This is a genomic window from Arthrobacter mobilis (assembly GCF_012395835.1).
In the GTDB taxonomy this organism is placed as follows: Bacteria; Actinomycetota; Actinomycetes; order Actinomycetales; family Micrococcaceae; genus Crystallibacter; species Crystallibacter mobilis.
In genome coordinates this window covers 317880-341699 of sequence record NZ_JAAZSQ010000001.1, presented here as the reverse complement: position 1 = coordinate 341699, position 23820 = coordinate 317880, and the positions used below count along the sequence as shown (strand labels likewise).

Genomic DNA, 23820 nt, shown 5'->3' with positions numbered 1-23820 from the left:
GCGGTTGGGACAGTTCCGGCTGCGGAGCTGCCTCTGGTTCCTGGACTTCGTCTGGGTGATCCATCAGCTTCGATCATAGTCCGCCCCCGCCCTGGCCGCCTTGTGAGACAACGCACCGTTACGGCCGCCTCCCCTGCCGGCAGCCGAGGCACCACCGGTTTAAGCGACAATGGAACAGTGAGTGAAGTGCGCCCCGAAGACCCTGCCGTGTCCCCGGCCCCCGGAACGGAGAAGCAGCCGGCCAAACCCGTGCTGACCGCCAAGCAGGCCAAGCGGGCCAACCAGACGGTCAAGGGCATGTTCATTTCGGTCCTGCTGACGGTCGCCGTCTTCGTTCCGGTCTACCTGCTCAACCCCGGCAGCAAGCCCGAAACCTACCAGCGCAATATCGACGTCCCGGGCGTGGCCCTGCAGGCCGAACCCGCCGCCGGGTACCTGCCGCTGGCCCCGGCCCTTCCCGACGGCTGGTCCGCCAACTACGCCCGCTGGAATTCCGGCGGCAGCGCACAGGTTCCGGCCTGGGAAGCCGGCTACCTGACCCCGGGCGGCAGCCACATCGGCCTGACCCAGACCGACAAGGGCAACCCCACCTGGGTGGCCCAGGTGACCGATGAGGCTCCCGTCACCGGCCAGCGCCGGATCGGCGGGTCGGACTGGGAACTGCGGGACCGCGGCACCGGCAGCACGAGCCTGGTGCTTGAAGAGGACGGCTACACCGTCATCCTCGAGGGCGCGGCCGGGCTCGCCGAATTCGATGTGCTCGGCGCCGCCGTCATCAACGAGCTGCATGGTAAGTAACCTTCCCGACTGCCGGTAATGTTGGCAAAATGGCAACCACAATGACCCCGGCCGAGGCGTGGCGGAAGCTGCGCGAGGGCAACGAGCGCTTCGTTTCAGGAACCTCCGACCACCCCAACCAGGACGCCTCCCGGCGAAATTCCCTGGTGGGGCAGCAAAATCCCTTTGCGATCATTTTTGGCTGCGCCGATTCGCGGCTCGCCGCCGAGATCATCTTCGACCTGGGCCTGGGCGACGCCTTCGTGGTCCGGACCGCCGGCCAGGTGATCGACGACGCGGTGCTCGGCTCGCTCGAATACGGCGTCGACCAGCTGAAGGTGCCGCTGATCATCATCCTCGGGCACGACAGCTGCGGTGCCGTCATCGCGGCGAAGAACACGGTGGATACCGGCGAGATGCCCAAGGGTTTCCTGCGGGATCTGGTGGAGCGGATCACCCCCTCCGTCCTGGCCGCGCGGCGCCAGGGCTTCGAGGAGATCAACGACATGGTGGTCGAGCACGTCAAGCAGACCGCCGAACGGCTGCTGGACAGCTCCCGGGCCATCTCCGCGGCGGTCGCCGAGGGCCGGACCGCCGTCCTGGGCGTCGCCTACCGGCTGGCCGAGGGCCGCGCCGAACTGGTTTCCGGCGACGGCGCACTCTGACGAGGGGACCCCGCCTGCAACAAGTTGCAGGCGGGGTCCCCTCGGCTACTACGCTGGAAGCCATGACATCCACTGTTGATTCTGCCCAGTACCGCATTGAACACGACACCATGGGTGAGGTCCGCGTCCCGGTCAACGCCCTGTACCGCGCGCAGACCCAGCGCGCCGTCGAGAACTTCCCGATCTCCGGCAAGACCCTCGAACGCGCCCACATCGAGGCGCTGGCCCGCATCAAGAAGGCTGCCGCCACCGCCAATGCCGAACTCGGCGTGCTCGACGGCGAAATCGCCCAGGCCATCGCGGCCGCCGCCGACCAGGTTGCCTCGGGCCAGTACGACGGCGACTTCCCCATCGATGTCTTCCAGACCGGCTCGGGCACCTCGTCGAACATGAACACCAACGAGGTCATCGCCGAACTGGCCTCCCGCGCCCTGAAGGACTCCGGCAGCGGCAAGACGGTCCACCCGAACGACCACGTCAACGCCTCCCAGTCCTCCAACGACGTCTTCCCCACCTCCGTCCACGTGGCGGCCACCTCCGCGCTGATCAACGACCTGATCCCGGCGCTGGCATACCTGGCCGAGTCGCTGGAGCGCAAGGCCGAGGAGTTCAAGGAAGTCGTCAAGTCCGGCCGCACCCACCTGATGGACGCCACCCCGGTGACCCTGGGCCAGGAATTCGGCGGCTACGCCGCCCAGGTCCGCTACGGCATCGAGCGCATCCAGTCCTCGCTGCCGCGCGTGGCCGAGGTCCCCCTCGGCGGCACCGCCGTCGGCACCGGCATCAACACCCCGGCAGGCTTCCCGCAGCGCGTGATCGAGCTGCTCGCCGCCGACACCGGGCTGCCGCTGACCGAGGCCCGCAACCACTTCGAGGCCCAGGCCAACCGCGACGGACTCATCGAGGCGTCCGGCCAACTGCGCAATATCGCCTACTCCTTCATGAAGATCAACAACGACCTGCGCTGGCTCGGCTCCGGCCCGAACACCGGCCTGGGCGAGATCGCCATCCCGGACCTGCAGCCGGGCTCCTCGATCATGCCGGGCAAGGTCAACCCGGTGATCTGCGAGGCCGCCATCATGGTCTCCGCCCAGGTGATCGGCAACGACACCACGATCGCCCTCTCCTCCACCAACGGCGCCTTCGAGCTGAACGTGGGCATCCCGGTGATGGCCGCGAACCTGCTTGAGTCCATCCGCCTGCTGGCCAACACCTCCCGGGTGATGGCGGACAAGATGATCGACGGCATCGAGGCCAATGTGGAACGCGCCCGCTTCCTGGCCGAGGCTTCCCCGTCCATCGTGACCCCGCTGAACAAGTACATCGGCTACGAGAACGCCGCCAAGATCGCCAAGCATGCGGTCAAGGAGGGCCTGACCATCCGCGAGGCGGTGGTGGCCCTGGGCTACCTGGAGCGCGGCGAGCTGACCGAAGAGCAGCTCGATACCGCCCTGGACGTGCTGTCCATGACCAGGCCCCCGCAAGCCAAGTAACGGCCGCCGGCCGGTGGCCCGGGACCGACGGTCCCGGGCCACCGGTGTGTTTACGGCACGGTGTTTACGGCACGGTGCGGTGGCGCGGGCTCTGCGGATTCATCAGCGAGTGCCTGCGGCTGTAGGTGAGGTAGATGAACAGGCCTGCCACCAGCCACACCAGGAAGCGCAGCCAGGTCTCCCAGTGCAGCTGCAGCATCAGGAAGCCCGAGGCGATCACGCCGAAGGCCGGCACCACCGGCATCAGCGGCAGCCTGAACGTCCGCGGGACCTCCGGCCGCGTGCGCCGCAGGACGATCACGGCCACGCACACCACCACGAAGGCGGCCAGGATGCCGATGTTGGTCAGGTCCGCCACGGCGCGGATCGGGAACACCCCGGCCAGCAGCGCCGAGGCAATCCCGGCGATCCAGGTCACCCGCTGCGGGGTGCCGTGCTGGTCGGTCGCGGCAAACCACATTGGCAGCAGTCCGTCGCGGCTCATCGAGAACCACACCCGGGTCACGCCCAGCAGGAAGGTCAGCATCACGGTCAGGATCGAGATCACCGCGAAGGCGGAGATGATCGTGGCGATGACCGGCAGCCCCACCGATTGGAAGGCGGAGGCAAACCCCGCGGTGGGGCTGATGTCCCGGTAGTTCTGCATCCCGGTGAGCACCAGGGTGGCCAGCACATACAGTGTCATGGCAATGGCCAGCGAGAGCAGGATCGCCTTCGGCATGTATTTCTTCCCGTCGACGGATTCCTCGGCGGCCGTGCTCATCGCGTCATAGCCGAAGACGGCGAAGAAGACGGTGGCGGCTCCGGCGAACACCGCACCGAAGCCGGAGGGCATGAACGGTGTGTAGTTGTCCGTGTTCACGTAGAAGATGCCGAGCCCGATGATGAAGAGGATCAGCAGGATCTTCAGGCCAACCGCCACGAGTTCGAACCGGCCGAAGGTGCGGGTACCGCGGCTGAGGATCCAGGTGATCAGCAGGCAGACCACGATGGCCGGCAGGTTCACCACGCCGCCTTCGATGGTGTCGCCGGTGCCCTGCATCCAGACCGGCACCTGAAGGCCCAGTCCTTCCATGAAGGCGGTGAAATAGCCCGAGATGCCGATGGCGACGACGGCCACGATGGCGGTGTACTCAAGCAACAGGTCCCAGCCGATGAACCAGCCGATGATCTCGCCCAAGGCGACGTAGCCGTAGGTGTAGGCCGATCCGGCAAATGGAATCATCCCGGCGAATTCGGCATAGGACAGGGCCGCCGCCGCGCTGGCCAGGCCGGCGATCAGGAAGGAAATCAGCACCGCCGGGCCGACGGGCGGGGCGTCCGGGCCGCCGGCGGCCACCAGCCCGGCCAGGGTGAAGATTCCGACGCCGATGATGCCGCCGACGCCGATCGCCGTCAGCTGCCACAGGCCCAGGCTCTTGGAAAGATGGCTTTCGCTGCTCTCCTCCTCCAGTTCGACGATCGGTTTGCGCCTGAGGATGGATTGCGACCCGCTCGAGGTGGACATACCGGACTCCGATGTTCGCTCCTGCATCTGCCGGGCGGAACCCTGCACCCTCCGGGCTCCGTCCGGCGTATGCCTTGTACGTTCTTGAGTATGGCCCGGGCGCTGTCCGTGCGGAATAGCCGGAAGTGCCTTAACGGACAAATTCCGGCACGCCGGTGGCGCGCAGGGCGGCATGCAGGCGGTCCCGGTGGTAGTCCGGCAGCCGGGGCAGTTCGTCCAGGCCGAACCAGCGCACTTGGGCGGATTCGTCGTCGTTCACCCGGGCGCTGCCGGAAACGTACCGGCAGCGGAAGGTCAGGTTCAGGAACTGGGCGTGGTCGCCGTTGACGAACTGCATCGGCCCGCCGGCATGGACCTCGGCCAGGTGCTCCACCTCGGCCACCACGGCGGTTTCCTCCAGCACTTCCCGCACCGCGCCCCGGGCCGGATGCTCCCCCGGATCGAGGATCCCGGTCACGAGCGTCCAGCACAGGGTGTCCGCGCGCTGGCACAGCAGCACCCTGCCGGCATCGTCAAGCACCACTGCGGTGACCCCCGGCAGCCACAGCAGGTCATGTCCGATCTTGGCGCGCAGCTGCAGGATGAAGTCAGGGGTGGGCATAGCCCTACGGTATGCCGCCGGCAGGGCCGGAGGCCAACCGGGCGCAGCCGGCAGGCCCGGTACGGTCAGGGGAAGACGCGAAGTGCTAGCTGGCCGCCGGCAGCATCGCGGCGATGGCGCCGAGCACCATGAACGGGCCGAACGGGATGGCCGATTTCAGCGTCCCGCGGCGCAGGGCCAGCAGAAGCAGCCCGTACAGGCCGCCAAGAGCAAAGGCCGCCAGGGTGGCCCAGAGCAGCTGGCCGAACCCGAGGTATCCCAGGTACATCCCCAGCACCCCTGCCAGCTTCACGTCCCCGAAGCCCATGCCGGCCGGATGGATGAACCGGACCAGGAAGTAGAACGCCCACAGCACCGCTCCCCCGGCCGCGACACCCCAGAGCCGGGCCAGATCCCCGGCGGCGAGCGCCGCCGTCGACAGCAGGGCGGAGGCCACCGCATAGGCGGGGAACACGATGCGGTTGGGCAGCCTGTGGGTCCGCGCGTCGATCCAGCTCAGCCGGGCCCCCACCGCCAGCAGGTACAGGCAGGCTGCCAGCAGTGCCCAGAACGGCAGCGGGGCCGCCGGCCAGAGCCGGGCCAGTTGCTCGATCATAGCCCTAAGCTACAACATCACTTCCGAAGCCCCTGCTCCTCCCCGGCCGCGGCGCCGGTGACAGCCCGGCGGCCCGTTCCTGCCCCCGGTGTCCCTAAATGGGCCCGGGCCCCGGCAGTTGGGGGGCGCAGCCGGGGCCCGGGGTTCTTCGCCAGGTGCCGGCACTGCACCGTCGCCGGAGTGTTTCTGCTCCGCTGCACCCTTGGCATGCCACACTCTGCCGGGGCCTGCTTGGGAAAAGCCTTGGTCCCCTCCCCTGCCGGCGGGGAACCCTTCCGGCCGGATGCCACCCCCAGAATTGGGGGTCCGGGGTGCCCAGATCCGGGGCTGTTGGCAGGAACCGTGCCTCGGCAAGGATGAAAGGGCATTCGTTGGGGGTGCATCCATCGAGGGGGACGACATGGAGCAAATGCCTGGACAGTTCATGTCCATTTCCGTGCAAATGATCGGCCATCTGCGGATCCGCCGGGGCGATACCGTCCTGACGGCATCGAACCTGGGCGGGCCGAAGCCGCGGCAGATCCTGGAGATCCTGCTGCTGCGCCTGGGCACAACGGTATCGAAGGACCAGCTGGTGGACCTGCTCTGGGGCGGCAAGGCTCCCGGCGAGGCCCTGGCCACGCTGGAAAGCTATGTGAGTGTGCTGCGCCGCCATCTGCAGCCGGGCCATGCCCGGACCGGTCCGCTGCGCACGGCGAATGCCGGCTACCTGCTGGAGCGGGAGCTGGTGGACCTGGACCTGGACCGCTTCGACTCGCTGCTGCGCGATGCCGAGCTGGCCGGGCCTGCGGATGCCTATCCGCAGCTGGTCGAGGCCCTGGAGCTGGCCGCGGAACCGCTGCTCGGCGACGAGCTGACACCCGAATGGGCCGTGGAAGCCAGGGACCGGCATGCGTCGATGGTGACCGGGGCCCGGGTGCTGGCCGCCGAGGCTGCCGCCGCCCTGGACCGGGCGGACGATGCCGTGCGCTGGGCCCAGCAGGCGGTCAGCGCCGAACCGCTGAACGAGCGGGCGTGGTCCGCCCTCGTGGCCGGGCTGGAGCAGGCGGGACGCTATGCCGAGGGCATCCGCAGCTATGACCGGTGCCGCCGGCTCCTCGACCGCGAAATGGGCTGCATGCCCGGCCCCGCCCTGCGCGCGGCCCACGCGCGCCTGCTGAAGGCCACCGCCCAGGAGGACGGCGAACTGTCCGAGGTGCTGGCTGCGCTGTTGCTGCTCAGTGACAGCATGCGGGCCGGCCAGGACGGCCCCGGTGTTCCGGTCCGCGCCGGAATCCGCCGCCCCGGGAAGAACCTGCAGGCCGCAGGGCAGGTGGTGGACTCCTTCCTGCGCCGCGCGCTCGCCTCGGCCTGAACGCGGACCCCGCCCACCGCAGGCTCACGTCACAACCGACTTTTCCCTATACATCCGTCTTCTGCGCAGGCATACTCGCTATAAGACCATGTTGGGGGACTTGGGTTGGGGACGGAACAATGGCGGAAAATACTTCGCCGGAGCCTGCGCGGGTGGTGGTCATTGACGACCACACCACCTTTGCGGAGCTGCTCGGGCAAGCGCTGGACCGGGAACAGGATCTGCTGCATGTGGGCCATGCCGGCAGTGCGGCGGCGGCGGTCGAATTGTGCCGCACGGTACGGCCCGACGTCGTCGTCATGGACTACCACCTGCAGGATGGCAACGGGCTGGATGCCGCCGGCGCCATCCTGCAGGACAGTCCGCAGATCCGGATCATCGTCCTGACCGGAAACCCCACTCCGGAGATCCTCGGCCGGGCTGCCGGCAGCGGGATCTGTGGTTTCCTGCCCAAGGACGGCTCGCTGCAGAACCTGCTGGACGCGGTGCGGTTCGCCCGGCCGGGCGGCATGATGATCCACCCGTCCCTGCTGGCCGTGCAGCAGGCGCCGCCGGAACCGGACCACCACAACCTGCTCACAGCGCGCGAGCGCCAGGTCCTGTCGCTCATGGCGGCCGGCAACGACGTCAGGGCCAATGCCCGGTTGCTGGGCATTTCGGAGAACACCTGCCGCGGCTATGTGAAATCCATCCTGGCCAAGCTCGGGGCGCATACGCAGCTTGAGGCAGTGGCCATCGCCCAGCGCCGCCACCTGCTGCCGGGGACCACCGATGCTTAGGGCTTGGGGCAGGCCCGCCGCGGTCCGGGCCAAGGGCTCCGCGGCTGCCCCGCTCCAATACACCACCGCGGGCAGCAGCCAGGAGGCCGGCCTGCCCCGCCGGTCGCATCTGCAGCCCGAAACGCGCCGCGCCCTTCGCCGCTACGCCCTCACCGGCCTCGCCGCGTTCCTGATCGTGGTGGTTCCGGTGGTGTTCGGCACGCGCGCCCTCGCCAAGGAGCAGGCCCTCAGGCACGCGACCGAGAATACCCAGCACATGGCGGACTACGAGGTCGGCCCGCTCATCGACTCCCGCGGCCCGGTCCAGGACGCCAGCACACTGAACCGGCTTGACCGCCGGCTGGCCCCAAGTTTCCGCCATGTCGGCCTGGTCAGGTTCAAGGTCTGGAACGCCGAGGGGACCATCCTCTACTCGGACCGCCGGGAACTGATCGGCCGGCAGTTCCCGCTGCCGGACTGGGCCGTGCCGCTGCTGGCCGGCGGCGAACCGCGCGCCCGGTTCGAGGTCCAGACGGATCCGGAGAGCGCCTCGGAGTCGAGCCACGGCGAGCTGGTGGAGATCTACGCGGGCACCATGGCGTCCAACGGGGAACCGGTCATCGTCGAGGCCTACTATCCGGCGCAGGTCGTCCACGACGACCAGCGCAGCATGGTCCTGGGCATCCTGCCGGCCGTCCTGGGCTCGCTGCTGCTGCTGCAGCTGCTCCTGCTGATTCCCGGGCTGCGGATGGCCAAACGGCTGCAGCAGAACAGCGACACCCAGCAGCGCCTGCTGGAACAGGCGATCAGCGCCTCGGACCTGGAGCGGCAGCGGCTGGCCCGGCACCTGCACGATGAGGTGATCCAGGGCCTGGCCGGCCTGGCCTACACGCTCGAATCCTACGAACGGCACGAACCCGGTCCTCCGCCGTCGTTTTTCGCCCAGGCCCGGGCCGTGGTCCAGGAAAACATCAGCACCCTGCGGGGCATTGCCACCGACCTGTATCCGCCGGACCTGGCCGAACTCGGACTGCCCGGGGCGCTGGACCGGCTCGGGGATCCGGTACGCGCGCGCGGGCTGGACTTCGACCTGGTGGTCCGCGGCACGGCACCGGAGGATCCGAACATGCAGGTGCTGCTGTACCGGGTGGCGCGGGAGTCGGTCGCCAATGCGCTCAAGCATTCCGAGGCCGGCCGGATCCAGGTGGTGCTTGCCGGAACCCGGGACGGCACCACGCTCACCGTGGCCGACGACGGACGGGGCTTCGACGTCCGGCAGGCCGCCCCCGAGGGGCACCTGGGGCTGGCCATCCTGCACGACACCGTGGCGGACGCCGGCGGCACCTTGCTGATCACTTCCGCCGCCGGGGCCGGCACGACGGTCGAGGCCGGCCTGCCGGCCCCGGCCGCCATGCGCTAGGAGCGCCCCGCTCCCTAAATGTCGGCGCCTTCGAGCAGTTCGGTCACCAGCGCCGCGACCGGTGAACGCTCGGACCGGGTCAGCGTCATGTGCCCGAAGAGCGGGTGCCCCTTGAGGGTTTCGACGACGGCGGCGATGCCGTCATGCCGTCCCACCCGCAGGTTGTCCCGCTGTGCCACATCGTGGGTGAGCACGATCCGCGAATTCTGCCCGATCCGGCTCATCACCGTCAGCAGCACGTTCTTCTCCAGGGACTGGGCCTCGTCCACGATCACGAAGGAATCGTGCAGCGAGCGGCCGCGGATATGGGTCAGCGGCAGCACCTCGAGCATCCCCCGGTCCATCACCTCCTCCACGACCTCGGCGGACACCAGCGCGCCGAGGGTGTCGAAGACCGCCTGCGCCCAGGGGTTCATCTTCTCAGCCTCCGAGCCGGGCAGGTAGCCCAGTTCCTGGCCGCCGACGGCATAGAGCGGCCGGAACACCACCACCTTGCGGTGCTCCCGCCGTTCCAGCACCGCTTCCAGGCCGGCACAGAGCGCGAGGGCGGACTTGCCGGTCCCGGCCCGGCCGCCGAGGGAGACGATTCCGACCTCGGGGTCGAGCAGCAGGTCGATGGCCAGGCGCTGCTCGGCGCTGCGCCCGTGCAGGCCGAACACGTCCCGGTCCCCCTTGACCAGCCGGACCTGCTTGTCCGCGCCCACCCGGCCCAGTGCGGAACCGCGGCCGGACAGCAGGACCAGCCCGGTGTTGGCGGGCAGCTCCGCCGCCGCCGGGAGGAAGAGCGGCTCGTTGCCGTAGAGCAGCGTCAGATCCTCTGCGGCAACGTCCAGCTCGGCCAGGCCGGTCCAGCCCGAATCCACCACCAGCTCGTTGCGGTACTCGTCTGCCTGCAGTCCCATGGCGGAGGCCTTCACGCGCATCGGCAGGTCCTTGGACACCACCGTCACGTTCCGGCCCTCGCCGGCGAGGTTCATTGCCACCGCCAGGATGCGGCTGTCATTGTCCGCGCCCCGGAACCCCTCGGGCAGCACTTCGGGCGAAATGTGGTTCAGTTCCACCCGCAGCGAGCCGCCCTGGTCGCCGAGGGGAATCGGCAGGTTCAGCCCGCCGTGCTCGAGCCGCAGGTCGTCCAGCAGCCGGAGTGCCTTGCGGGCAAAGTAGCCCAGTTCCGGGTCATGCCGCTTGCCTTCGAGTTCGGTGATCACCACGACCGGCAGGATGACCTCGTGTTCGGCGAAGTGCATGATGGCCCGGGGATCGGACAGCAGTACGGAGGTGTCCAGCACGAAGGAGCGTTCCGCCGTCCCGGCCGTCCCCGGCTGCCCCCCGGCGCATCCTGCGGTGCCGGTTCCTGCGGTGGTGTCAGTAGTGGCCATGGTAGCCCCCGTCCCGAGCGCTGGCGCTTCGATTGCAGTGCGGATAGGAATTCCGGTCCGGCCGCGAGGCCGGAACCGGCCTCCCTTGCTGCGCTGGCTGCTGCGGCAATGACGGCCTCCCGGTCAACCGGCGTCGGTCACCGGCTGATAGTTCCAAATTACGCCGGTGTAATTTATGGGACAACAGCAATTTCCTTCCGCCCCGGTAACGATGCGGTGAACAACCAGCTGTTCAAGTACAGCTAGGTGCCGAAGCGGCGCTGCCGTCTGCCGTAGTCCCGCAGCGCGCGGAGGAAGTCCAGCCGGCGGAAATCCGGCCACAGGGCCTCGCAGAAGTAGAACTCGCTGTAGGCGCTTTGCCACATCAGGAAGCCGGAGAGCCGTTGCTCGCCCGAGGTCCGGATGACCAGGTCCGGGTCCGGCAGCCCGCGGGTGTACAGGTAGCGGGAGATGTCCTCGATCCCCAGGGACTCCGCGACGCTGCGCAGGTCCCGGCCGTCGGCGGCCGCGTCCAGAAGCAGTTCCTTGACCGCGTCCACGATCTCCTGCCGGCCCCCGTACCCAACGGCAACATTGACGTGGACGCCCGGAGCCCCGGCGGTCTGCGCCGCCAGCGATTCAAGCTTCCCGGCCAGGTAGTCCGGCAGTGTCTCGAGGGCCCCCACCGGCCGCACCCGCATGTTCCTGGCTTCGCCCAGCCGGTCCAAGGTGTTGGCAATGATCCCCATGAGCTGTTCCAGCTCGTCGCCGGAACGGTTCATGTTGTCCGTGGAGAGCATGTAGAGGGTGACGACCTTGATCCCCAGCTCATCGCACCAGCCGAGGAATTCGAGGATCTTGTCCGCCCCCGCCTGGTGCCCCTCGCGGGTCGGCGCCCCGGCCAGCTTGGCCCAGCGGCGGTTGCCGTCCACGACCACGCCGATGTGGCGGGGCATCCGCTGGCACAGCAGCGAGCGCTGCAGCCGGCGTTCGTACAGGCGGTAGACGGCACCCGGAAGCCTCAAGTACCCACCTGCCTTATCTGTCGTCACCGCCTCTGGAATTCTACGCCACCGCCGCGGGCGGCCCGTCCGGAGGCCGGTGGGCCCGCAGCCGGCTTACCGGCCGGCCCTGAGCTGGGCCAGCAGGCCGGCCTCGTCCGCCACCGGCCGCGCGCACACCATGCCGCGGCAGACATAGGCCAGCGCCCCGGTCTCCGGCGCGGGCCGGTCCTGCAGAAGCGGCACGACGGCGCGCCCCTGGTCCTGGCCCGCAGCTGCGCCCGCTGCCTGCACGGCGACAACCATCCCGGGGCTGCCGGTACGGCGGGCCGCGCGCACCAGCTTCGCTGCGGCCGCCGGCTCGCCCGTCACCGCCAGTTCCACCGGACCGCAGGCCGCCGCCTGGGCCACGGCCAGGCCCCACCCGGCCATCCGCGGCAGCCGGGGCGCGACCCGGCCCAGGTAGCCCAGCAGGCGCTCTGCCAGCGCGCGGTGCCGGCTGGAACCGCTGTACGCCGCGTAGGTCACCAAGGCACCGGCGAACAGGCTCGCCCCGCTCGGGGTAGCGCTTTCCAGCGGGTCCGCGGCCCGGCGTTCGCCGCGCGCCGCGGACAGCTGCTGCGCCTGCTCGGCCTCGTCCAGCAGCGTCCCGCCGGCCAGGAACCGTTCCTCGGCGCGCAGCAGCAGCCGCTCGGCGGCCGTGTACCACCGGGTGTTCCCCGTGGCCGCATACAGCGTGAACAGTCCCTCGGCGGCCCCGGCGTAGTCTTCGAGCAGCCCCTCGATGCCGCGTGCCTGGCCCTCGTGCGAGACCCGGGCCAGCCGGCCGGCGTCGTCCAGGTGCACGCGCAGCAGGTAGCCGGCGGCCGCCTCGGCCGCCTCAAGCAGCTCCGGGCGGTCCAGGACCCCGGCGGCCTCGGCCAGCGCCGCAACGGCCAGCCCGTTCCAGCCGGCGACCACCTTGTCGTCCCGGCCGGGCTGTACCCGCTGCCGGCGGGCCTGCCGCAGCACGGGCTTGAGCCGGTTCCAGCGCTCAGTCTCGGCGGCATGCAGCCGCCGGCCAGGATGCAGCGGAGAGCCCTCGGCGGTGACCGTTCCGTGCGGCCTGATGCCCATGACCGAGGCCACCCAGTCGGCGTCGCCGCCCTCCGGCCCCAGCACCTTGTGCAGGTCCATGACCGACCACAGGTAGGTCCCGCCCTCGTGGTGCTGCCCGTCCACGACAGTGTCGGCGTCCAGGGAGGAAGCCAGGCCCCCGCCGGGCAGGCCCAGGCTGGAAAGCATCCAGTCCGCCGTCGAGCCGGCCACCTCGCGCGCCAGGTCCCGGTCGCCGGGGTCGGTGCCCTGCAGGGCCCACTGCGCGTAAGCCCGCAGCAGCTGGACATTGTCGTAGAGCATCTTCTCGAAATGCGGCACGGACCACTGCCGGTCCACCGAGTACCTGGCGAACCCGCCCTCCAGCTGGTCGTACAGCGCGGAACAGGCCATGGCCTGCAGCGTGCGCGCGGCCAGCCCCGCGGCGAGCACGGCAGTATCCGCCGCGCCCTCCCCCGCCTCCGCGCCGGCCGGAACAGCCCCCTGCGCGGCAGCATGGCGCAGCAGGAACTGCAGGATGGCCGACGGCGGGAACTTGGGCGCGTCCCCGAAGCCGCCGAACCTGCGGTCCTCCTCGCGGGCCAGCACGCGCACTGCCTCGGACAACAGCCCGGCCAGTTCCTCCGGCTGCGATCCGGCGGCCGGCTGCACGACAGGACCGGCGGCAGCTGCGTCGCCGGAGAGGGAACCGACCAGTGCGCGGTTGACCTCGGCGGCCTCGCCCAGGGCGGCGGCCAGGGCCTGCGCGTTGGCCTCGACACCTTCGCGCCGGTTGGCCCAGGCATCCGTGACCGCTTCGAGCACCTGCCGGAAGGACGGCCGGCCCGGGAACGGCTGCGGCGGGTAGTAGGTTCCGGCGTAGAAGGCCCGGCCGTCCGGCAGGGCGAAGACACTCATCGGCCAGCCGCCTTGTCCGGTCAGCGCCTGGGTTGCCGCCATGTAGACCTCGTCCACATCCGGGCGTTCCTCGCGGTCCACCTTGATGCTGACGAAGTGCTCGTTCAGGTAGGCGGCGGTGGCCTCGTCCTCGAAGGATTCCCGGGCCATCACATGGCACCAGTGGCAGGCCGCGTAGCCGACCGAAATGAAGACAGGCACGTCGCGCAGACGTGCCTGTTCAAAGGCCTGGTCGCAGAAGGGCCACCAGTCCACCGGGTTGCCGGCATGCTGGCGCAGGTAAGCCGAGGCTTCGTTGCGCAGGCGGCCGGCCATGGTCAGTTCCCCGGTCCGTACTTGCCGGGGCCGGCCGGCGGCTCGGGCCGCGCCGTCCCGTGCGGGCGTTCCCGGTCCGGTTCCCCGCTGCCGGCGGCCGGGCCGGACCCGCCGGCGGCTTCAGCGGCTTGCGCGTCACCGATCTCCGCTTCGCTCAGCTGCTGCCGGTAGCGCACGCGGCGGATCCGCTTGGTCATGTCCCGGATCAGCAGGATCAGCACCACCGCCAGCGCGAACGTGATAAAGAACCCCCACGGCCCGGGGGTGACCTGGGTCGGATCAAGCCCGGGCCGCAGTGTCGGCTCCGGGTTCGGCGCGACGGTGGCAAGTACGTGCAGCAGGTGCAAAAGTCAGTCTCTTTCTGGTGTCCTCCCGGGCCGGCGGCGCGGGGCCCGGTGCCGGAGGTGGCGGTATCCCACCCGGTACTATCGTAGGCCCGCGAAGAAGTCCGTTTCCGGCAGGGACGTGGGCACGCGGCTGTCGACCAGCGAATAGTCCTCCCACGGCCACACCTTCCGCTGCAGTTCGGCGGAGACGGCGAAGAAGAATCCGCCGGGCTCGATCTGGGTGCGGTGCGCCAGCAGGGCCCGCTCGCGGTGTTCGAAAAAGTCCCCGCAGTCGATCTGGGTCGTCGTCGAATGCTGCGGCATGGGCGGCTGGTGCCCCTCCGCATCGGCCTCCAGCCAGGCGGCGATCCTGGCCGCATACGGCGATTTCAGTCCGGCCTCTTCCAAGGCATAGTGCAGGGCGCGGAACCGTTCGGGGTTGAAGGCACGGTCATAGTAGAGCTTCGAGGGAGTCCAGGGTTCCCCGGCCGCAGGGTACTTCGTCCCGTCGCCGGCTGCGTGGTAGGCCTCCACGGCAACCTTGTGGGCCATGATGTGGTCCGGGTGCGGATACCCGCCGTTTTCGTCGTAGCTGATCATCACCTGCGGCTTGAACTCCCGCACCAGCCGCACCAGCGGCTCGGCCGCCCGTTCCAGCGGCAGTGTGGCGAAGCTGCCGAACGGCAGCGGCGGCAGCGGGTCCCCCTCGGGCAGGCCCGAATCCACGAAGCCCAGCCAGCGGTGCCGGATCCCCAGTTCCTTGGCGGCGTTGGCCATCTCCAGCCGGCGCAGGCCGGCCAGGTCCCGCTCCGCATGCGGCACGCCGGCCATCTGCGCGTTGAGGATGTCCCCGCGCTCGCCTCCGGTGCAGGTGGCGACCATGACCTCCACTCCGGAGGCCGCATAGCGGGCCATCATGGCCGCGCCCTTGCTGGACTCGTCGTCCGGGTGGGCATGCACGGCCAGCAGGCGCAGGCCGTCCGGCTCGTTCGGTTCCTCGCCGGCCGAGGGTGACGGTGCGGGGATGCTCAACTGGCGCTCCTGGGATCCTTGGGTATGGCCAACACGATAAAGTGGACAGTGTGAGCACCACCGGACCCACCGCTGCCGAAACTTCTTCCGGAACAAGCCTAGCCAATCGTTACGGCACCCAAAAGCGGCGGCCGGATGGCAAACCGGGCAAGGCCAGGAAGGTCCTCGCCGGTGCGGCGTTGGCACTGGCCGTCGCCGGGGCCGCTGTCTTCGCGGCCCTGTCAGGGAACCCGCCGGTGTCCGCCAAGGACGTTGGCTTCCACCTGTCCGATCCGCTGCACGCCGCGGTGGACTTCGAGGTCACCAAGGACCCGGCAGCCACCGCCGAGTGCGCCGTCCAGGTCCTGAACCAGCAGTACGCCATCGTCGGCTGGAAAACGGTCACCATCGGCCCCAATGCCGCCGGCGAGGGCGCCGACGGTGGCCGGATCACCGCCCACCGCGTGGAGTTGAGGACCGAATCCGAGGGTGTCAGCGGCGGGGTGGATTCCTGCTGGATCGTCGACGACGGCCGCTAGGGAACCGCCGCGCCCGGGCAGGAAAATCCTGCCGTGGACAGGAATGGCTCCGCGTGCGCCGGCGTTGAGCTGTATGACGTCGGCAGGGGCGGTGCGTGCCTCCATTGGGCAAACCGCGCGGGGCTGACTACACTTGACCTATACATTCCGCCCCGCCCATCCGGTGAAACCGGGAACCTTACGGCTTCCCAGGCCCTTGATCCACCGGACGGCGGGGTCTTTGCTTGTCGCGGCTGCCGGACCGGCGGCCGCGACCGGCGGAGAGTCACCATGCCGGCACCATGCCAGTGGCGCCGGCAGTAACTAAGGAGAAGTACGTGTCCACATCCAGCGCACCCGTCGCCTGGCTCACTCAGGAGTCCTACGACCGCCTGAAGGCTGAACTGGATCATCTCTCCGGCCCCGGCCGGGCGGAGATTGTTGCCCGTATCGAACAAGCCCGCTCGGAGGGCGACCTCAAGGAAAACGGCGGCTACCACGCCGCCAAGGAGGAACAGGGCAAGGCCGAGGCACGGATCCGCCAGCTCACCGAACTGCTGCGCAACGCCCACGTCGGGGAGCGCCCGGCGGATGACGGCATCGTGGAACCCGGCATGGTCATCGAGGCGAAGATTGCCGGCGACCTGGAGACCTTCCTGCTCGGCAGCCGCGAGGTGGCCGGCGACGCCGACATCGACGTCTACAGCGAAAAGTCCCCGCTGGGCGCTGCCATCCACGGCCTGAAGGCCGGCGACTCCACCACCTACACCGCCCCCAACGGCAAGGAAATCACGGTGGAGATCATCTCCGCCAAGCCCTACGCGGGCTGACACCCCGGCCGCAGGCGAAGGGCAGAGGGCGGACCTGCGGGTCCGCCCTCTTTTTCATGACCCGTTCCGGCGCAGCAGCACCGCCGCGAGCACTCCCCCGGCCGCGCCGAACAGATGGGCCTGCCAGGAAACGCCAGGCCCCGCCGTCGGCAGCACGCCCCACAGGACGGATCCGTAGAAGACGAAGATCACCAGCGCCAGCAGGATCTGTTTCCAGTTCCGGTTGTAGAACCCGCGCACCAGCAGGTAGGCCAGCAGCCCGAAGACCACCCCGGAGACCCCCACTGTCAGCCCGCTGCCGGTGAGCCATACCCCGGCCCCGGAGACCAGCCAGCTTGCGGCCACCACGGCGGCGAACCGGCGCACCCCCTCCAAAAAGACCAGGAAGCCGAGCACGATCAGCGGCAGGCTGTTGCTGGCCAAGTGGTTGAAATCAGCGTGCAGCAGCGGGGAGAACAGCACCCCGTCCAGCCCGTCCAGCCGCCGCGGAATGTTGCCGAACAGGTAGTTCAGCACCCGGCCCGTGGCCAGGTTCACCAGCTGGATCGCCCACAGGATGCCGGTGAACACCACAAGCGCCAGCAGGCCCCGGCGGGCCCGTCCCGCCCGGCCGGGATCCGCGGCCGGCGCTGCGCGCGGCACCTAGTGCACCACGATGGGCTGGAAGCCTTCGGCACGCAGGTTGCGCAGCACCAGCTCGCAGTGCTCGTGCCCCTTGGTCTCGATGTCGATCGTGATCGCCACGTCCCCCATGCTGATCGAGCCGCCGATCCGGGTATGGTCCACGCGCGTGACGTTCGCATCGGATTCGGCGATGATCCGGGAGATCTGGGCCAGCGACCCGGGACGGTCATCGAGCATCATGCGCACCGACATGAAGCGGCCGGAGGCGAACAGACCCCGCTGGATGACCTTGAGCAGGAGCATCGGGTCGATGTTGCCGCCGGAGAGGATCACCGCGGTGGTTCCCGGGGATTCGATGATGCCCTCCATCAGGGCGGCCACGCCGACCGCTCCGGCCGGCTCCACCACGAGCTTGGCCCGTTCGAGCAGGAAGATCAGCGCCCGGGCCAGCGCGTCCTCGCTGACCGTGACGACGTCGTCGACCAGTTCGCGGATGATGGAGAACGGCAGCTGGCCAGGCCGGCCGACGGCGATGCCATCGGCCATGGTGGAGACCTTCTTCAGCGGCACCAGCGCATCCGCGGCCAGCGACGGCGGGTAGGCTGCCGCGTTCTCGGCCTGCACGCCGATCACCTTGATCGGCCGGCCCAGCTCCCGCGCCCGCGCCTTGACTGCGGTGGCGACGCCGGCCAGCAGCCCGCCGCCGCCGACGCCCATCACCACGGTGTCGACGTCGGGAATCTGCTCCAGGATCTCCAGGCCGAGGGTGCCCTGGCCGGCAATGATGTCCGCGTTGTCGAAGGGATGGACGAAGACCGCCCCGGTTTCCTCGGCGTAACGCTGTGCCTCGGCCAGCGCCTCGTCCACGTTGTGCCCGTGCAGGATCACTTCGGCGCCGTGGCCGCGGGTGGCCGCCAGCTTGGGCAGGGCCACGCCCAGCGGCATGTAGATCCGGGCCTTGATGCCCAGCCGGGCAGCGGCCACGGCCACGCCCTGGGCGTGGTTGCCGGCCGACGCCGCGACGACACCGCGGGCCCGTTCCCCGGCAGAGAGCCTGGCCATGCGCACGTAGGCGCCGCGGACCTTGAAGGATCCGGCCCGCTGCAGGTTCTCACACTTGAGGAACACCTCGGAACCGACCATGCGGCCCAGCGCCCGGGACTGTTCGACGGGCGTCTCTTCGACCACGCCCTCGAGCAGCTTGCGGGCCTCCATGACATCGCCGAGGGTGACCGGCAGTTGCGTCAAAGCTGTCATCAGTTGGTTCCTCTCCTTTCGCGCGCGCCGGCGGCGTCCATGCCGGCCGGCCGGCCTGCGCCGGTTGCGTCGGTAGTATGTTCGGTCGTGGCTGCGCCTGCCGGGGCGCCGGCCGAGGCCGGGCCGGGCACTCCGCGGGCTCTGGCCGCACCTTCGGCCGCCGGCAGCAGCGCCGGGTCGGTTTCCCAGGCCCGGGCCGCGATATAGCGGACCGCCGCATTGAGCATGGCCAGCAGCGGCACGGAGAACAGGGCTCCGGGAATCCCGGCGACCATGGTCCCGCCGGCGACGGCCAGCACCACTGCCAGCGGGTGCAGCGACACCGCCTTGCCCATGATCAACGGCTGGAGCACGTGTCCTTCCAGCTGCTGCACGCCCAGCACGATGGCCAGCATGATCAGGGCGTTGATCCACCCGTTGGCGACCAGGGCCAGCAGGACGGCGATGAAGCCGGTGACCAGCGCACCGACAATGGGGATGAACGATCCGAGGAACACCAGGACACCCAGCGGCAGCGCCAGCGGCACCCCGATGATCGCCGCGCCGGCACCGATGCCCAGGGCATCGATGAAGGCAACGAACATCTGGACCCGGATGTACTGCACCATGGAGGTCCAGCCGCGGCGTCCGGCTCCGTCCGCGGCCAATTGCGCCTTGCGCGGCAGCAGGCGCACCAGGAACGCCCAGATCCGGCCGCCGTCGAGGAGGAAGAAGATCAGGGTGAAGATCGTCAGCAGCAGGCCGGTAAAGATATGTCCGGCGGTGGAACCGACGGTCAGGGCGCTGGAAAAGATGGCACTGCTGTTGTTCTGCAGCTGGCGCAGGCCCTCGGTAATGTAATCGTTCAGCTGCGCCGTGGTCAGATGCAGCGGTCCTTCGGTCAACCAGGTCTGGATCTGGCGCACACCTTCGAGCACCTGGTCCCCCAGGGCGCTGAACCCGGCCACCAGCTGCCGGCCCACCAGGGACAGGGCCCCGCCGACCAGGCCGAGGAACCCAAGGATGGTGATCGCCACCGCCAACCCGCGGGGCACTTTGGCCTTGCTCAGGAACCGGACCACGGGGCTCAGCAGTGCCGAGAGCAAGGCGGCGACCATGAGCGGGATAATCAGCAGGGACACGTAGCTGAGCATCCAGACGAGCACGCCGGACACTGCGACGACCACGCCGACCCGCCAGGCCCACGCAGCGCTGATCCGCAGCGCGTAGGGCACGTCCTCGCGGGCGTGGTGCGGCACGTTCCCGGGGAGGCGCCCGGGAACGGGGCGGAATTCTGGCGAAGGCCGGCTCATACGTCCAATAGTTTCACATCCTGGCGCATATACGCTGGCGGTGATGAAGACCGCAGCAGCGCCGGCGGCCGGTGGTCAGCGTGCTGCCAGCTGCGCCGTGATGCCCCAACTGCCGGACAGGGTTTCGCCGGGAGCCAGCCAGGTCAGCCCCTGCCCACTGTTGAAGGCATTGGCCGGTGCGGTCATCGGTTCCACCGCGACCGCCACCGTCCGGCCCGGATACCTGTCCGTGACCAAAATATGCACGTACGGGAATGCTTCGTCCTGCCACAGGGCCACGCTGCGGCCGTCCGGGGCGCTGAGGGTGCAGCGGACGCGGCCGTCCGGATCCCGGCGGAGGCCGGTGTACGCCGTGTCCAGGGCAAGACCTGCCACGCCGGCACCACCGCGCAGATCCAAGGCACCCGCGGCCGGCAGTGCTTCAGTGGGGATAAGGCTTTCGTCCGCGGCCAGGCACGTGTCGCCGGGGACGGTCAGCGTGAGCTGTCCGGTCTCCACCCCGCCCAGCCGCAGGTAGGGATGGGCACCCAGGGCCGCCGGCGCCGGCTCGGCCGAGTGGTTGGTCAGGCTCTGCGTCACGGCCAGCCCGCCGCCGTCGTCGATGGCATAGCGGACCTGGTGGGTCAGGCGGAAAGGGTAGCCGTGCTGCGGAAAGATTTCCGCACGCAGCACCACCGCCGAGGCCGACCGCTCCACCGGCTGGTAGCCGGTGTTGCGCAGCAGGCCGTGGCTGGCATGTCCGCGGCCCGGCTCGGTAATGTCCAGCTGCTGCGGGCGCCCGTGCAGCAGCCACCGGCCGCCGGCGACCCGGTTGGGCCACGGGGCCAGCAGGATTCCTGCCGCGCCCGGCGGAATCTCCGAGTCCCCGAAGGTCTCGGTCAGCTGCACCCCGTCCCGTTCGAACAGGCGCAGGCAGCCGGCCAGTTCCGTGACCACGGCGCGGGCGTCGCCGCGGGAAATCTCGAACTGCTCGCCGCTGGCCGGGCGGGGTTGCTGAAGGCTCATGGCTTAAAGCTACCGGGCAGTGGTCCGGGCACCGCCGCCGTGTGCCGTTAAACGACGTGCGCCCCGGATCTCCGGGGCGCACGGTCAGGCTTCGCAGGGGCGGGGCGTTATTCCTCGCCGCGCAGGATGGCCAGGACGCGCAGGATCTCCACGTACAGCCAGATCAGCGTCACGGTCAGGCCGAAGGCGGCAGTCCAGGCGAACCGGGCATCCACCCCGGCCTTGACCCCCTCCTCGATCGAGGTAAAGTCCATGATCAGCGCAAACGCCGCCAGCGCGATGGCCACGAGGCCAATCAGGACGCCGAGCGGGATGCTGATGCCCATGATGGAGATGTCCATGCCGCGCATGCCCCACTGGTTGTCGAGCACGCCGAACATCACCAGTCCGAAGTTGACCAGCGAGAACACCAGGTAGCCGGCCATGGCAATCATGAAGAACTTCATGGCCTTGGGCGTCGCGCGCACCTTGCCGCTCTTGAACAGGGCCAGCGTCACGGCGAAGACGCAGACGGTGCCGAGCACTGCCTGCGGTGCCACGCCCGGGTACATCGAGTCGATGACCATGGACAGGGCGCCGACGAAGACACCCTCGGCGCCGGCGTAGGCCAGGATCAGGCCTTTCGAGGGCTGCCGCTTGAAGGAGTTGACCAGGCCCAGGATCAGGCCCACGATCATGCCGGGGATCATAAGCGCCGGAACCATCCAGCCGACGGCGGCACCGGCCAGCACCAGGACCAGGCAGGCCAGCGTCTTCATGATCACGTCGTCGTAGGTCATCCGGCCGGTCTGGGCCGGGCCTGCGGACGGGCGGTTGTAGAGATCCTGCAGCTGCTCGCTGCTCATCTGCGCCTGTCCGGCGAGCACTGCCGAACCGGCCGCCGCCCCGCCCGGCTCCTTGCGGAACGCGTTGGGGTTGTTGAAGACCGGATTTCCACCGAGTGCCATGTTTTTTGTCCTCCATCTGGGGGGCATCTAAGGAACGTCCAGGAATGGGTCTGGTTTAACCAACCCTACCAACTCCAACGAACAACAGGCCCGGATCTCTCCCCGGCAGGCAGGAACAGTGCCAATCGTTGCACTTCCTTGATCCTTTCCCGTCCTGTTCCTCCCGTTCCGCTGCCGCCGGGCGGCCAAGCCGGTGCTGCCCGCTCGCTAGAATACTGAGGTGACCGAGAGCCATTCCCCCCGTTCCAGCAGTGGATCCGCCGTCCACCAACTGCCCCTGCGCATGCTCCACGACCGCATCCTCGTGGCCCTGGACAAGGACTCCAGCGAGCGCCGCTCCGCCTCGGGGATCGTCATTCCGGCCACGGCAGTGATGGGCAAGCGGCTGGCCTGGGCCGACGTGGTGGCAGCGGGACCGAATGTGCGCCAGGTCGGCGTGGGTGACCGTGTGCTCTTCGATCCGGAGGACCGGGCCGAGGTCGAGGTCAACGCCAAGGACTACATCCTGCTCCGCGAACGTGACGTGCACGCGGTGGCCGAACCCGAGACGACCGACAGCAGCACCGGCCTGTACCTCTAGACCGGGCCGTACCTCCCGGATGGGCCGCCCCGCCCGACGGGGCACTTCCACGCGTCCGGACGCCCCGCCCGGCCCGCTGGCGCTACATTTTCCCAGTTGTTATTGGATCGCGATCTAAAGCGGCTGTTTCGCAACGTGGCGAACACAATCCACAGGTAACATGATGCGCACGTCGGTGATTTGCATCACAGGCGTGCCAGTATCTGCCGGAGAACCGGCAGGTCCCCCACGCTGTGGAGGTACATAACTTGGGATCAGTGCCGAGGCTCGTACGGTCCACCTGGCTGCTTGCAGCGCTCGCGGCGTTCTTTGCAGCACTGCTCGTCACCGCGCCGGCTTCGCAGGCTGCCGGGCCGGCAGCATCGCCCGCCAGCCAAACCTCGCCCGCCCCGGGGCCTGGCGACCAGGAGAACTTCCGCTTCAGCATCAACGGCGTGCTGCGCAATGCCGGCCAGCCGGTTCCGGACGTGACCATCCGGGCGACCGGCGAAGGCTTCAGCGGCGAGACGGTCACCTCCGCTTCAGGTGCCTGGACCATCCGGGTTCCGGTGCAGGGCACCTACCAGGTGGAACTGGACGAGAGCACCCTGCCCGAAGGCGTGGTGCTGGCACCAGGGGCACAGAATCCCCGGACGGTGACCTTTGCCAATACTTCCAACGCCGGAGCCGTTTTCCCGCTCGGCGAAGGCATTGTGGTGCGGGGGGCCAACCTGGGCGAACAGCTGGCTGAGCGCCTGATCGCCGGGTTGAGCTTCGGCCTGCTGCTGGCCCTGGCATCGGTGGGCCTGTCGCTGATCTTCGGCACCACCGGACTGACGAACTTCGCCCACGGCGAGATGGTCACGCTCGGCGCGGTGCTGATGTTCTTCCTCGCCGGCATGGGACTGCCGGTCTGGCTCGCAGCGGCCCTGGCGATCATCGGCGGCGGCCTCTCCGGCTACCTCCAGGACGCCGGGCTGTGGCGGCCGCTGCGCCAGCGGGGCTCGGGACTGATTGCCATGATGATCGTCAGCATCGGGCTGGCCCTGGCCGTACGGTACGTCATCCAGCTCTTCTTCGGCGGCGCCATCCAGCAGCTGCCCGGCGCGCAAAGCCCGCAGATTTCCCTCGGCGCCGTCTCCATCTCGCAGAACACCCTCCAGTCCCTGGTCATCAGCGCAGTGGTGATCGGGCTGCTCGGGTTCCTGCTGCTGCGCACCAGGCTCGGCAAGGCCACCAGGGCAGTCGCCGACAATCCCGCGCTGGCCTCGGCCTCCGGCATCGACGTGGACAATGTCATCCGCATCGTCTGGACAGTCGGCGGCCTGCTCGCAGCCCTGGGCGGCATCCTCTGGGCGTACTACCGGCCGGGGGTCTCCTTCAACATGGGCCAGCAGATCCTGCTGCTGATCTTCGCCGGGGTCACCCTGGGCGGCCTGGGGACGGTGTTCGGCGCCCTGGTCGGTTCGGTGATCGTGGGCATCTTCGTGGAGGTCTCGACCATCTGGCTGGAGGCCGACCTGAAGTTTGTCGGGGCCCTGCTGATCATGATCGTCGTGCTGCTGTTCCGGCCCCAAGGCATCCTGGGCCGCAGAGAGCGCGTGGGCTAGGAGGC

23 protein-coding genes are annotated in these 23820 nt (G+C 69.2%); 10 read left to right on the top strand and 13 right to left on the bottom strand.

Annotation, left to right across the window (positions count from 1 at the left end; genetic code table 11):
• Nucleotides 1-177: 177 nt before the first annotated feature.
• The 3 genes from HGG74_RS01665 (at nucleotide 178) to HGG74_RS01655 (ending at nucleotide 2935) form a co-directional block, all read left to right on the top strand.
• The gene (locus HGG74_RS01665; RefSeq protein WP_312856693.1) at nucleotides 178-798 is read left to right on the top strand and encodes a DUF4245 domain-containing protein; all 621 of its coding nucleotides are present in this window, start codon (nucleotides 178-180) and stop codon (nucleotides 796-798) included.
• 29 nt (nucleotides 799-827) lie between these two features.
• Nucleotides 828-1442, top strand: coding sequence for a carbonic anhydrase (locus HGG74_RS01660; protein ID WP_168484588.1), 615 nt, complete (start codon nucleotides 828-830; stop codon nucleotides 1440-1442).
• A gap of 62 nt (nucleotides 1443-1504) precedes the next feature.
• Nucleotides 1505-2935 (top strand): class II fumarate hydratase, encoded by a 1431-nt coding sequence (locus tag HGG74_RS01655; RefSeq protein WP_168484587.1) that lies wholly within the window; start codon nucleotides 1505-1507, stop codon nucleotides 2933-2935.
• Between the two features lie 64 nt (nucleotides 2936-2999).
• On the opposite strand, the gene HGG74_RS01650 is transcribed toward HGG74_RS01655, so the two are convergent.
• The 3 genes from HGG74_RS01650 to HGG74_RS01640 all read right to left on the bottom strand — a co-directional run bounded on the left by HGG74_RS01650 (nucleotide 3000) and on the right by HGG74_RS01640 (nucleotide 5638).
• Complete coding sequence (locus tag HGG74_RS01650) at nucleotides 3000-4442, bottom strand: amino acid permease (protein ID WP_168484586.1); 1443 nt, start codon at nucleotides 4440-4442, stop codon at nucleotides 3000-3002.
• 130 nt (nucleotides 4443-4572) lie between these two features.
• Nucleotides 4573-5043, bottom strand: a complete 471-nt coding sequence (locus tag HGG74_RS01645) for an NUDIX hydrolase (RefSeq protein ID WP_168484585.1) — start codon at nucleotides 5041-5043, stop codon at nucleotides 4573-4575.
• An 85-nt stretch (nucleotides 5044-5128) separates the two neighbouring features.
• Complete coding sequence (locus HGG74_RS01640) at nucleotides 5129-5638, bottom strand: prepilin peptidase (protein WP_168484584.1); 510 nt, start codon at nucleotides 5636-5638, stop codon at nucleotides 5129-5131.
• 400 nt (nucleotides 5639-6038) lie between these two features.
• Between HGG74_RS01640 and HGG74_RS01635 the strand changes: the two genes are divergently transcribed.
• From HGG74_RS01635 to HGG74_RS01625, 3 genes are all read left to right on the top strand, one after another.
• Nucleotides 6039-6992, top strand: coding sequence for an AfsR/SARP family transcriptional regulator (locus HGG74_RS01635; protein ID WP_246262513.1), 954 nt, complete (start codon nucleotides 6039-6041; stop codon nucleotides 6990-6992).
• Between the two features lie 119 nt (nucleotides 6993-7111).
• A complete protein-coding gene (locus tag HGG74_RS01630; RefSeq protein WP_168484583.1) occupies nucleotides 7112-7771 on the top strand; it encodes a response regulator in 660 nt (219 codons plus the stop codon).
• Nucleotides 7764-9170: a sensor histidine kinase gene (locus HGG74_RS01625; RefSeq protein ID WP_168484582.1), complete on the top strand. Its 1407-nt coding sequence runs from the start codon at nucleotides 7764-7766 to the stop codon at nucleotides 9168-9170. The genes HGG74_RS01630 and HGG74_RS01625 overlap by 8 nt, the downstream gene beginning before the upstream one ends.
• A 14-nt stretch (nucleotides 9171-9184) precedes the next feature.
• Here HGG74_RS01625 and phoH2 read toward each other — a convergent pair whose 3' ends face one another.
• The 5 genes from phoH2 to mca all read right to left on the bottom strand — a co-directional run bounded on the left by phoH2 (nucleotide 9185) and on the right by mca (nucleotide 15188).
• Nucleotides 9185-10594, bottom strand: a complete 1410-nt coding sequence (gene phoH2 / locus HGG74_RS01620) for an RNA 5'-3' helicase PhoH2 (RefSeq protein WP_376766113.1) — start codon at nucleotides 10592-10594, stop codon at nucleotides 9185-9187.
• Nucleotides 10595-10791: 197 nt separating this feature from the next.
• Nucleotides 10792-11553, bottom strand: a complete 762-nt coding sequence (locus tag HGG74_RS01615; protein WP_168484744.1) for an isoprenyl transferase — start codon at nucleotides 11551-11553, stop codon at nucleotides 10792-10794.
• Nucleotides 11554-11646: 93 nt separating this feature from the next.
• Complete coding sequence (locus tag HGG74_RS01610) at nucleotides 11647-13836, bottom strand: thioredoxin domain-containing protein (protein ID WP_168484580.1); 2190 nt, start codon at nucleotides 13834-13836, stop codon at nucleotides 11647-11649.
• A 2-nt stretch (nucleotides 13837-13838) separates the two neighbouring features.
• On the bottom strand, nucleotides 13839-14183 hold the full coding sequence (locus HGG74_RS01605) for a hypothetical protein (protein WP_168484579.1): 345 nt from the start codon (nucleotides 14181-14183) through the stop codon (nucleotides 13839-13841).
• Nucleotides 14184-14261: 78 nt separating this feature from the next.
• The gene (gene mca / locus HGG74_RS01600; protein WP_312856709.1) at nucleotides 14262-15188 is read right to left on the bottom strand and encodes a mycothiol conjugate amidase Mca; all 927 of its coding nucleotides are present in this window, start codon (nucleotides 15186-15188) and stop codon (nucleotides 14262-14264) included.
• 56 nt (nucleotides 15189-15244) lie between these two features.
• Between mca and HGG74_RS01595 the strand changes: the two genes are divergently transcribed.
• Entirely contained in the window at nucleotides 15245-15712 is a 468-nt protein-coding gene (locus tag HGG74_RS01595; RefSeq protein WP_168484578.1) for a DUF4307 domain-containing protein, read from the top strand.
• 317 nt (nucleotides 15713-16029) lie between these two features.
• Nucleotides 16030-16521, top strand: a complete 492-nt coding sequence (greA, locus tag HGG74_RS01590; protein ID WP_312856692.1) for a transcription elongation factor GreA — start codon at nucleotides 16030-16032, stop codon at nucleotides 16519-16521.
• Between the two features lie 54 nt (nucleotides 16522-16575).
• On the opposite strand, the gene HGG74_RS01585 is transcribed toward greA, so the two are convergent.
• From HGG74_RS01585 to HGG74_RS01565, 5 genes are all read right to left on the bottom strand, one after another.
• Nucleotides 16576-17163, bottom strand: coding sequence for a rhomboid family intramembrane serine protease (locus tag HGG74_RS01585; protein WP_168484576.1), 588 nt, complete (start codon nucleotides 17161-17163; stop codon nucleotides 16576-16578).
• Nucleotides 17164-18402, bottom strand: a complete 1239-nt coding sequence (ilvA, locus tag HGG74_RS01580) for a threonine ammonia-lyase (protein WP_168484575.1) — start codon at nucleotides 18400-18402, stop codon at nucleotides 17164-17166.
• Nucleotides 18402-19694, bottom strand: a complete 1293-nt coding sequence (locus HGG74_RS01575) for an AI-2E family transporter (RefSeq protein ID WP_168484574.1) — start codon at nucleotides 19692-19694, stop codon at nucleotides 18402-18404. Before HGG74_RS01575 ends, ilvA begins: the two co-directional genes overlap by 1 nt.
• A 75-nt stretch (nucleotides 19695-19769) precedes the next feature.
• Complete coding sequence (locus tag HGG74_RS01570) at nucleotides 19770-20699, bottom strand: aldose 1-epimerase family protein (RefSeq protein ID WP_168484573.1); 930 nt, start codon at nucleotides 20697-20699, stop codon at nucleotides 19770-19772.
• Between the two features lie 107 nt (nucleotides 20700-20806).
• Nucleotides 20807-21646, bottom strand: a complete 840-nt coding sequence (locus HGG74_RS01565) for a Bax inhibitor-1/YccA family protein (RefSeq protein ID WP_168484572.1) — start codon at nucleotides 21644-21646, stop codon at nucleotides 20807-20809.
• 283 nt (nucleotides 21647-21929) lie between these two features.
• On the opposite strand from HGG74_RS01565, the gene HGG74_RS01560 reads away from it, so the two are divergent.
• On the top strand, nucleotides 21930-22226 hold the full coding sequence (locus HGG74_RS01560; protein ID WP_168484742.1) for a GroES family chaperonin: 297 nt from the start codon (nucleotides 21930-21932) through the stop codon (nucleotides 22224-22226).
• Between the two features lie 248 nt (nucleotides 22227-22474).
• Nucleotides 22475-23815: a branched-chain amino acid ABC transporter permease gene (locus HGG74_RS01555; protein ID WP_246262509.1), complete on the top strand. Its 1341-nt coding sequence runs from the start codon at nucleotides 22475-22477 to the stop codon at nucleotides 23813-23815.
• The last annotated feature ends 5 nt before the right edge of the window (nucleotides 23816-23820 follow it).

What these genes read in the sequence shown, in the direction of transcription:
- HGG74_RS01610 (WP_168484580.1), bottom strand. Translation starts at nt 13,836, where the DNA reads ATGGCCGGCCGCCTGCGCAACGAAGCCTCGGCTTACCTGCGCCAGCAT.
- HGG74_RS01625 (WP_168484582.1), top strand. Translation starts at nt 7,764, where the DNA reads ATGCTTAGGGCTTGGGGCAGGCCCGCCGCGGTCCGGGCCAAGGGCTCC.
- HGG74_RS01640 (WP_168484584.1), bottom strand. Translation starts at nt 5,638, where the DNA reads ATGATCGAGCAACTGGCCCGGCTCTGGCCGGCGGCCCCGCTGCCGTTC.
- HGG74_RS01655 (WP_168484587.1), top strand. Translation starts at nt 1,505, where the DNA reads ATGACATCCACTGTTGATTCTGCCCAGTACCGCATTGAACACGACACC.
- HGG74_RS01660 (WP_168484588.1), top strand. Translation starts at nt 828, where the DNA reads ATGGCAACCACAATGACCCCGGCCGAGGCGTGGCGGAAGCTGCGCGAG.
- HGG74_RS01565 (WP_168484572.1), bottom strand. Translation starts at nt 21,646, where the DNA reads ATGGCACTCGGTGGAAATCCGGTCTTCAACAACCCCAACGCGTTCCGC.
- HGG74_RS01635 (WP_246262513.1), top strand. Translation starts at nt 6,039, where the DNA reads ATGGAGCAAATGCCTGGACAGTTCATGTCCATTTCCGTGCAAATGATC.
- HGG74_RS01560 (WP_168484742.1), top strand. Translation starts at nt 21,930, where the DNA reads ATGCTCCACGACCGCATCCTCGTGGCCCTGGACAAGGACTCCAGCGAG.
- HGG74_RS01650 (WP_168484586.1), bottom strand. Translation starts at nt 4,442, where the DNA reads ATGTCCACCTCGAGCGGGTCGCAATCCATCCTCAGGCGCAAACCGATC.
- HGG74_RS01570 (WP_168484573.1), bottom strand. Translation starts at nt 20,699, where the DNA reads ATGAGCCTTCAGCAACCCCGCCCGGCCAGCGGCGAGCAGTTCGAGATT.
- ilvA (WP_168484575.1), bottom strand. Translation starts at nt 18,402, where the DNA reads ATGACAGCTTTGACGCAACTGCCGGTCACCCTCGGCGATGTCATGGAG.
- HGG74_RS01645 (WP_168484585.1), bottom strand. Translation starts at nt 5,043, where the DNA reads ATGCCCACCCCTGACTTCATCCTGCAGCTGCGCGCCAAGATCGGACAT.
- HGG74_RS01630 (WP_168484583.1), top strand. Translation starts at nt 7,112, where the DNA reads ATGGCGGAAAATACTTCGCCGGAGCCTGCGCGGGTGGTGGTCATTGAC.
- HGG74_RS01575 (WP_168484574.1), bottom strand. Translation starts at nt 19,694, where the DNA reads ATGAGCCGGCCTTCGCCAGAATTCCGCCCCGTTCCCGGGCGCCTCCCC.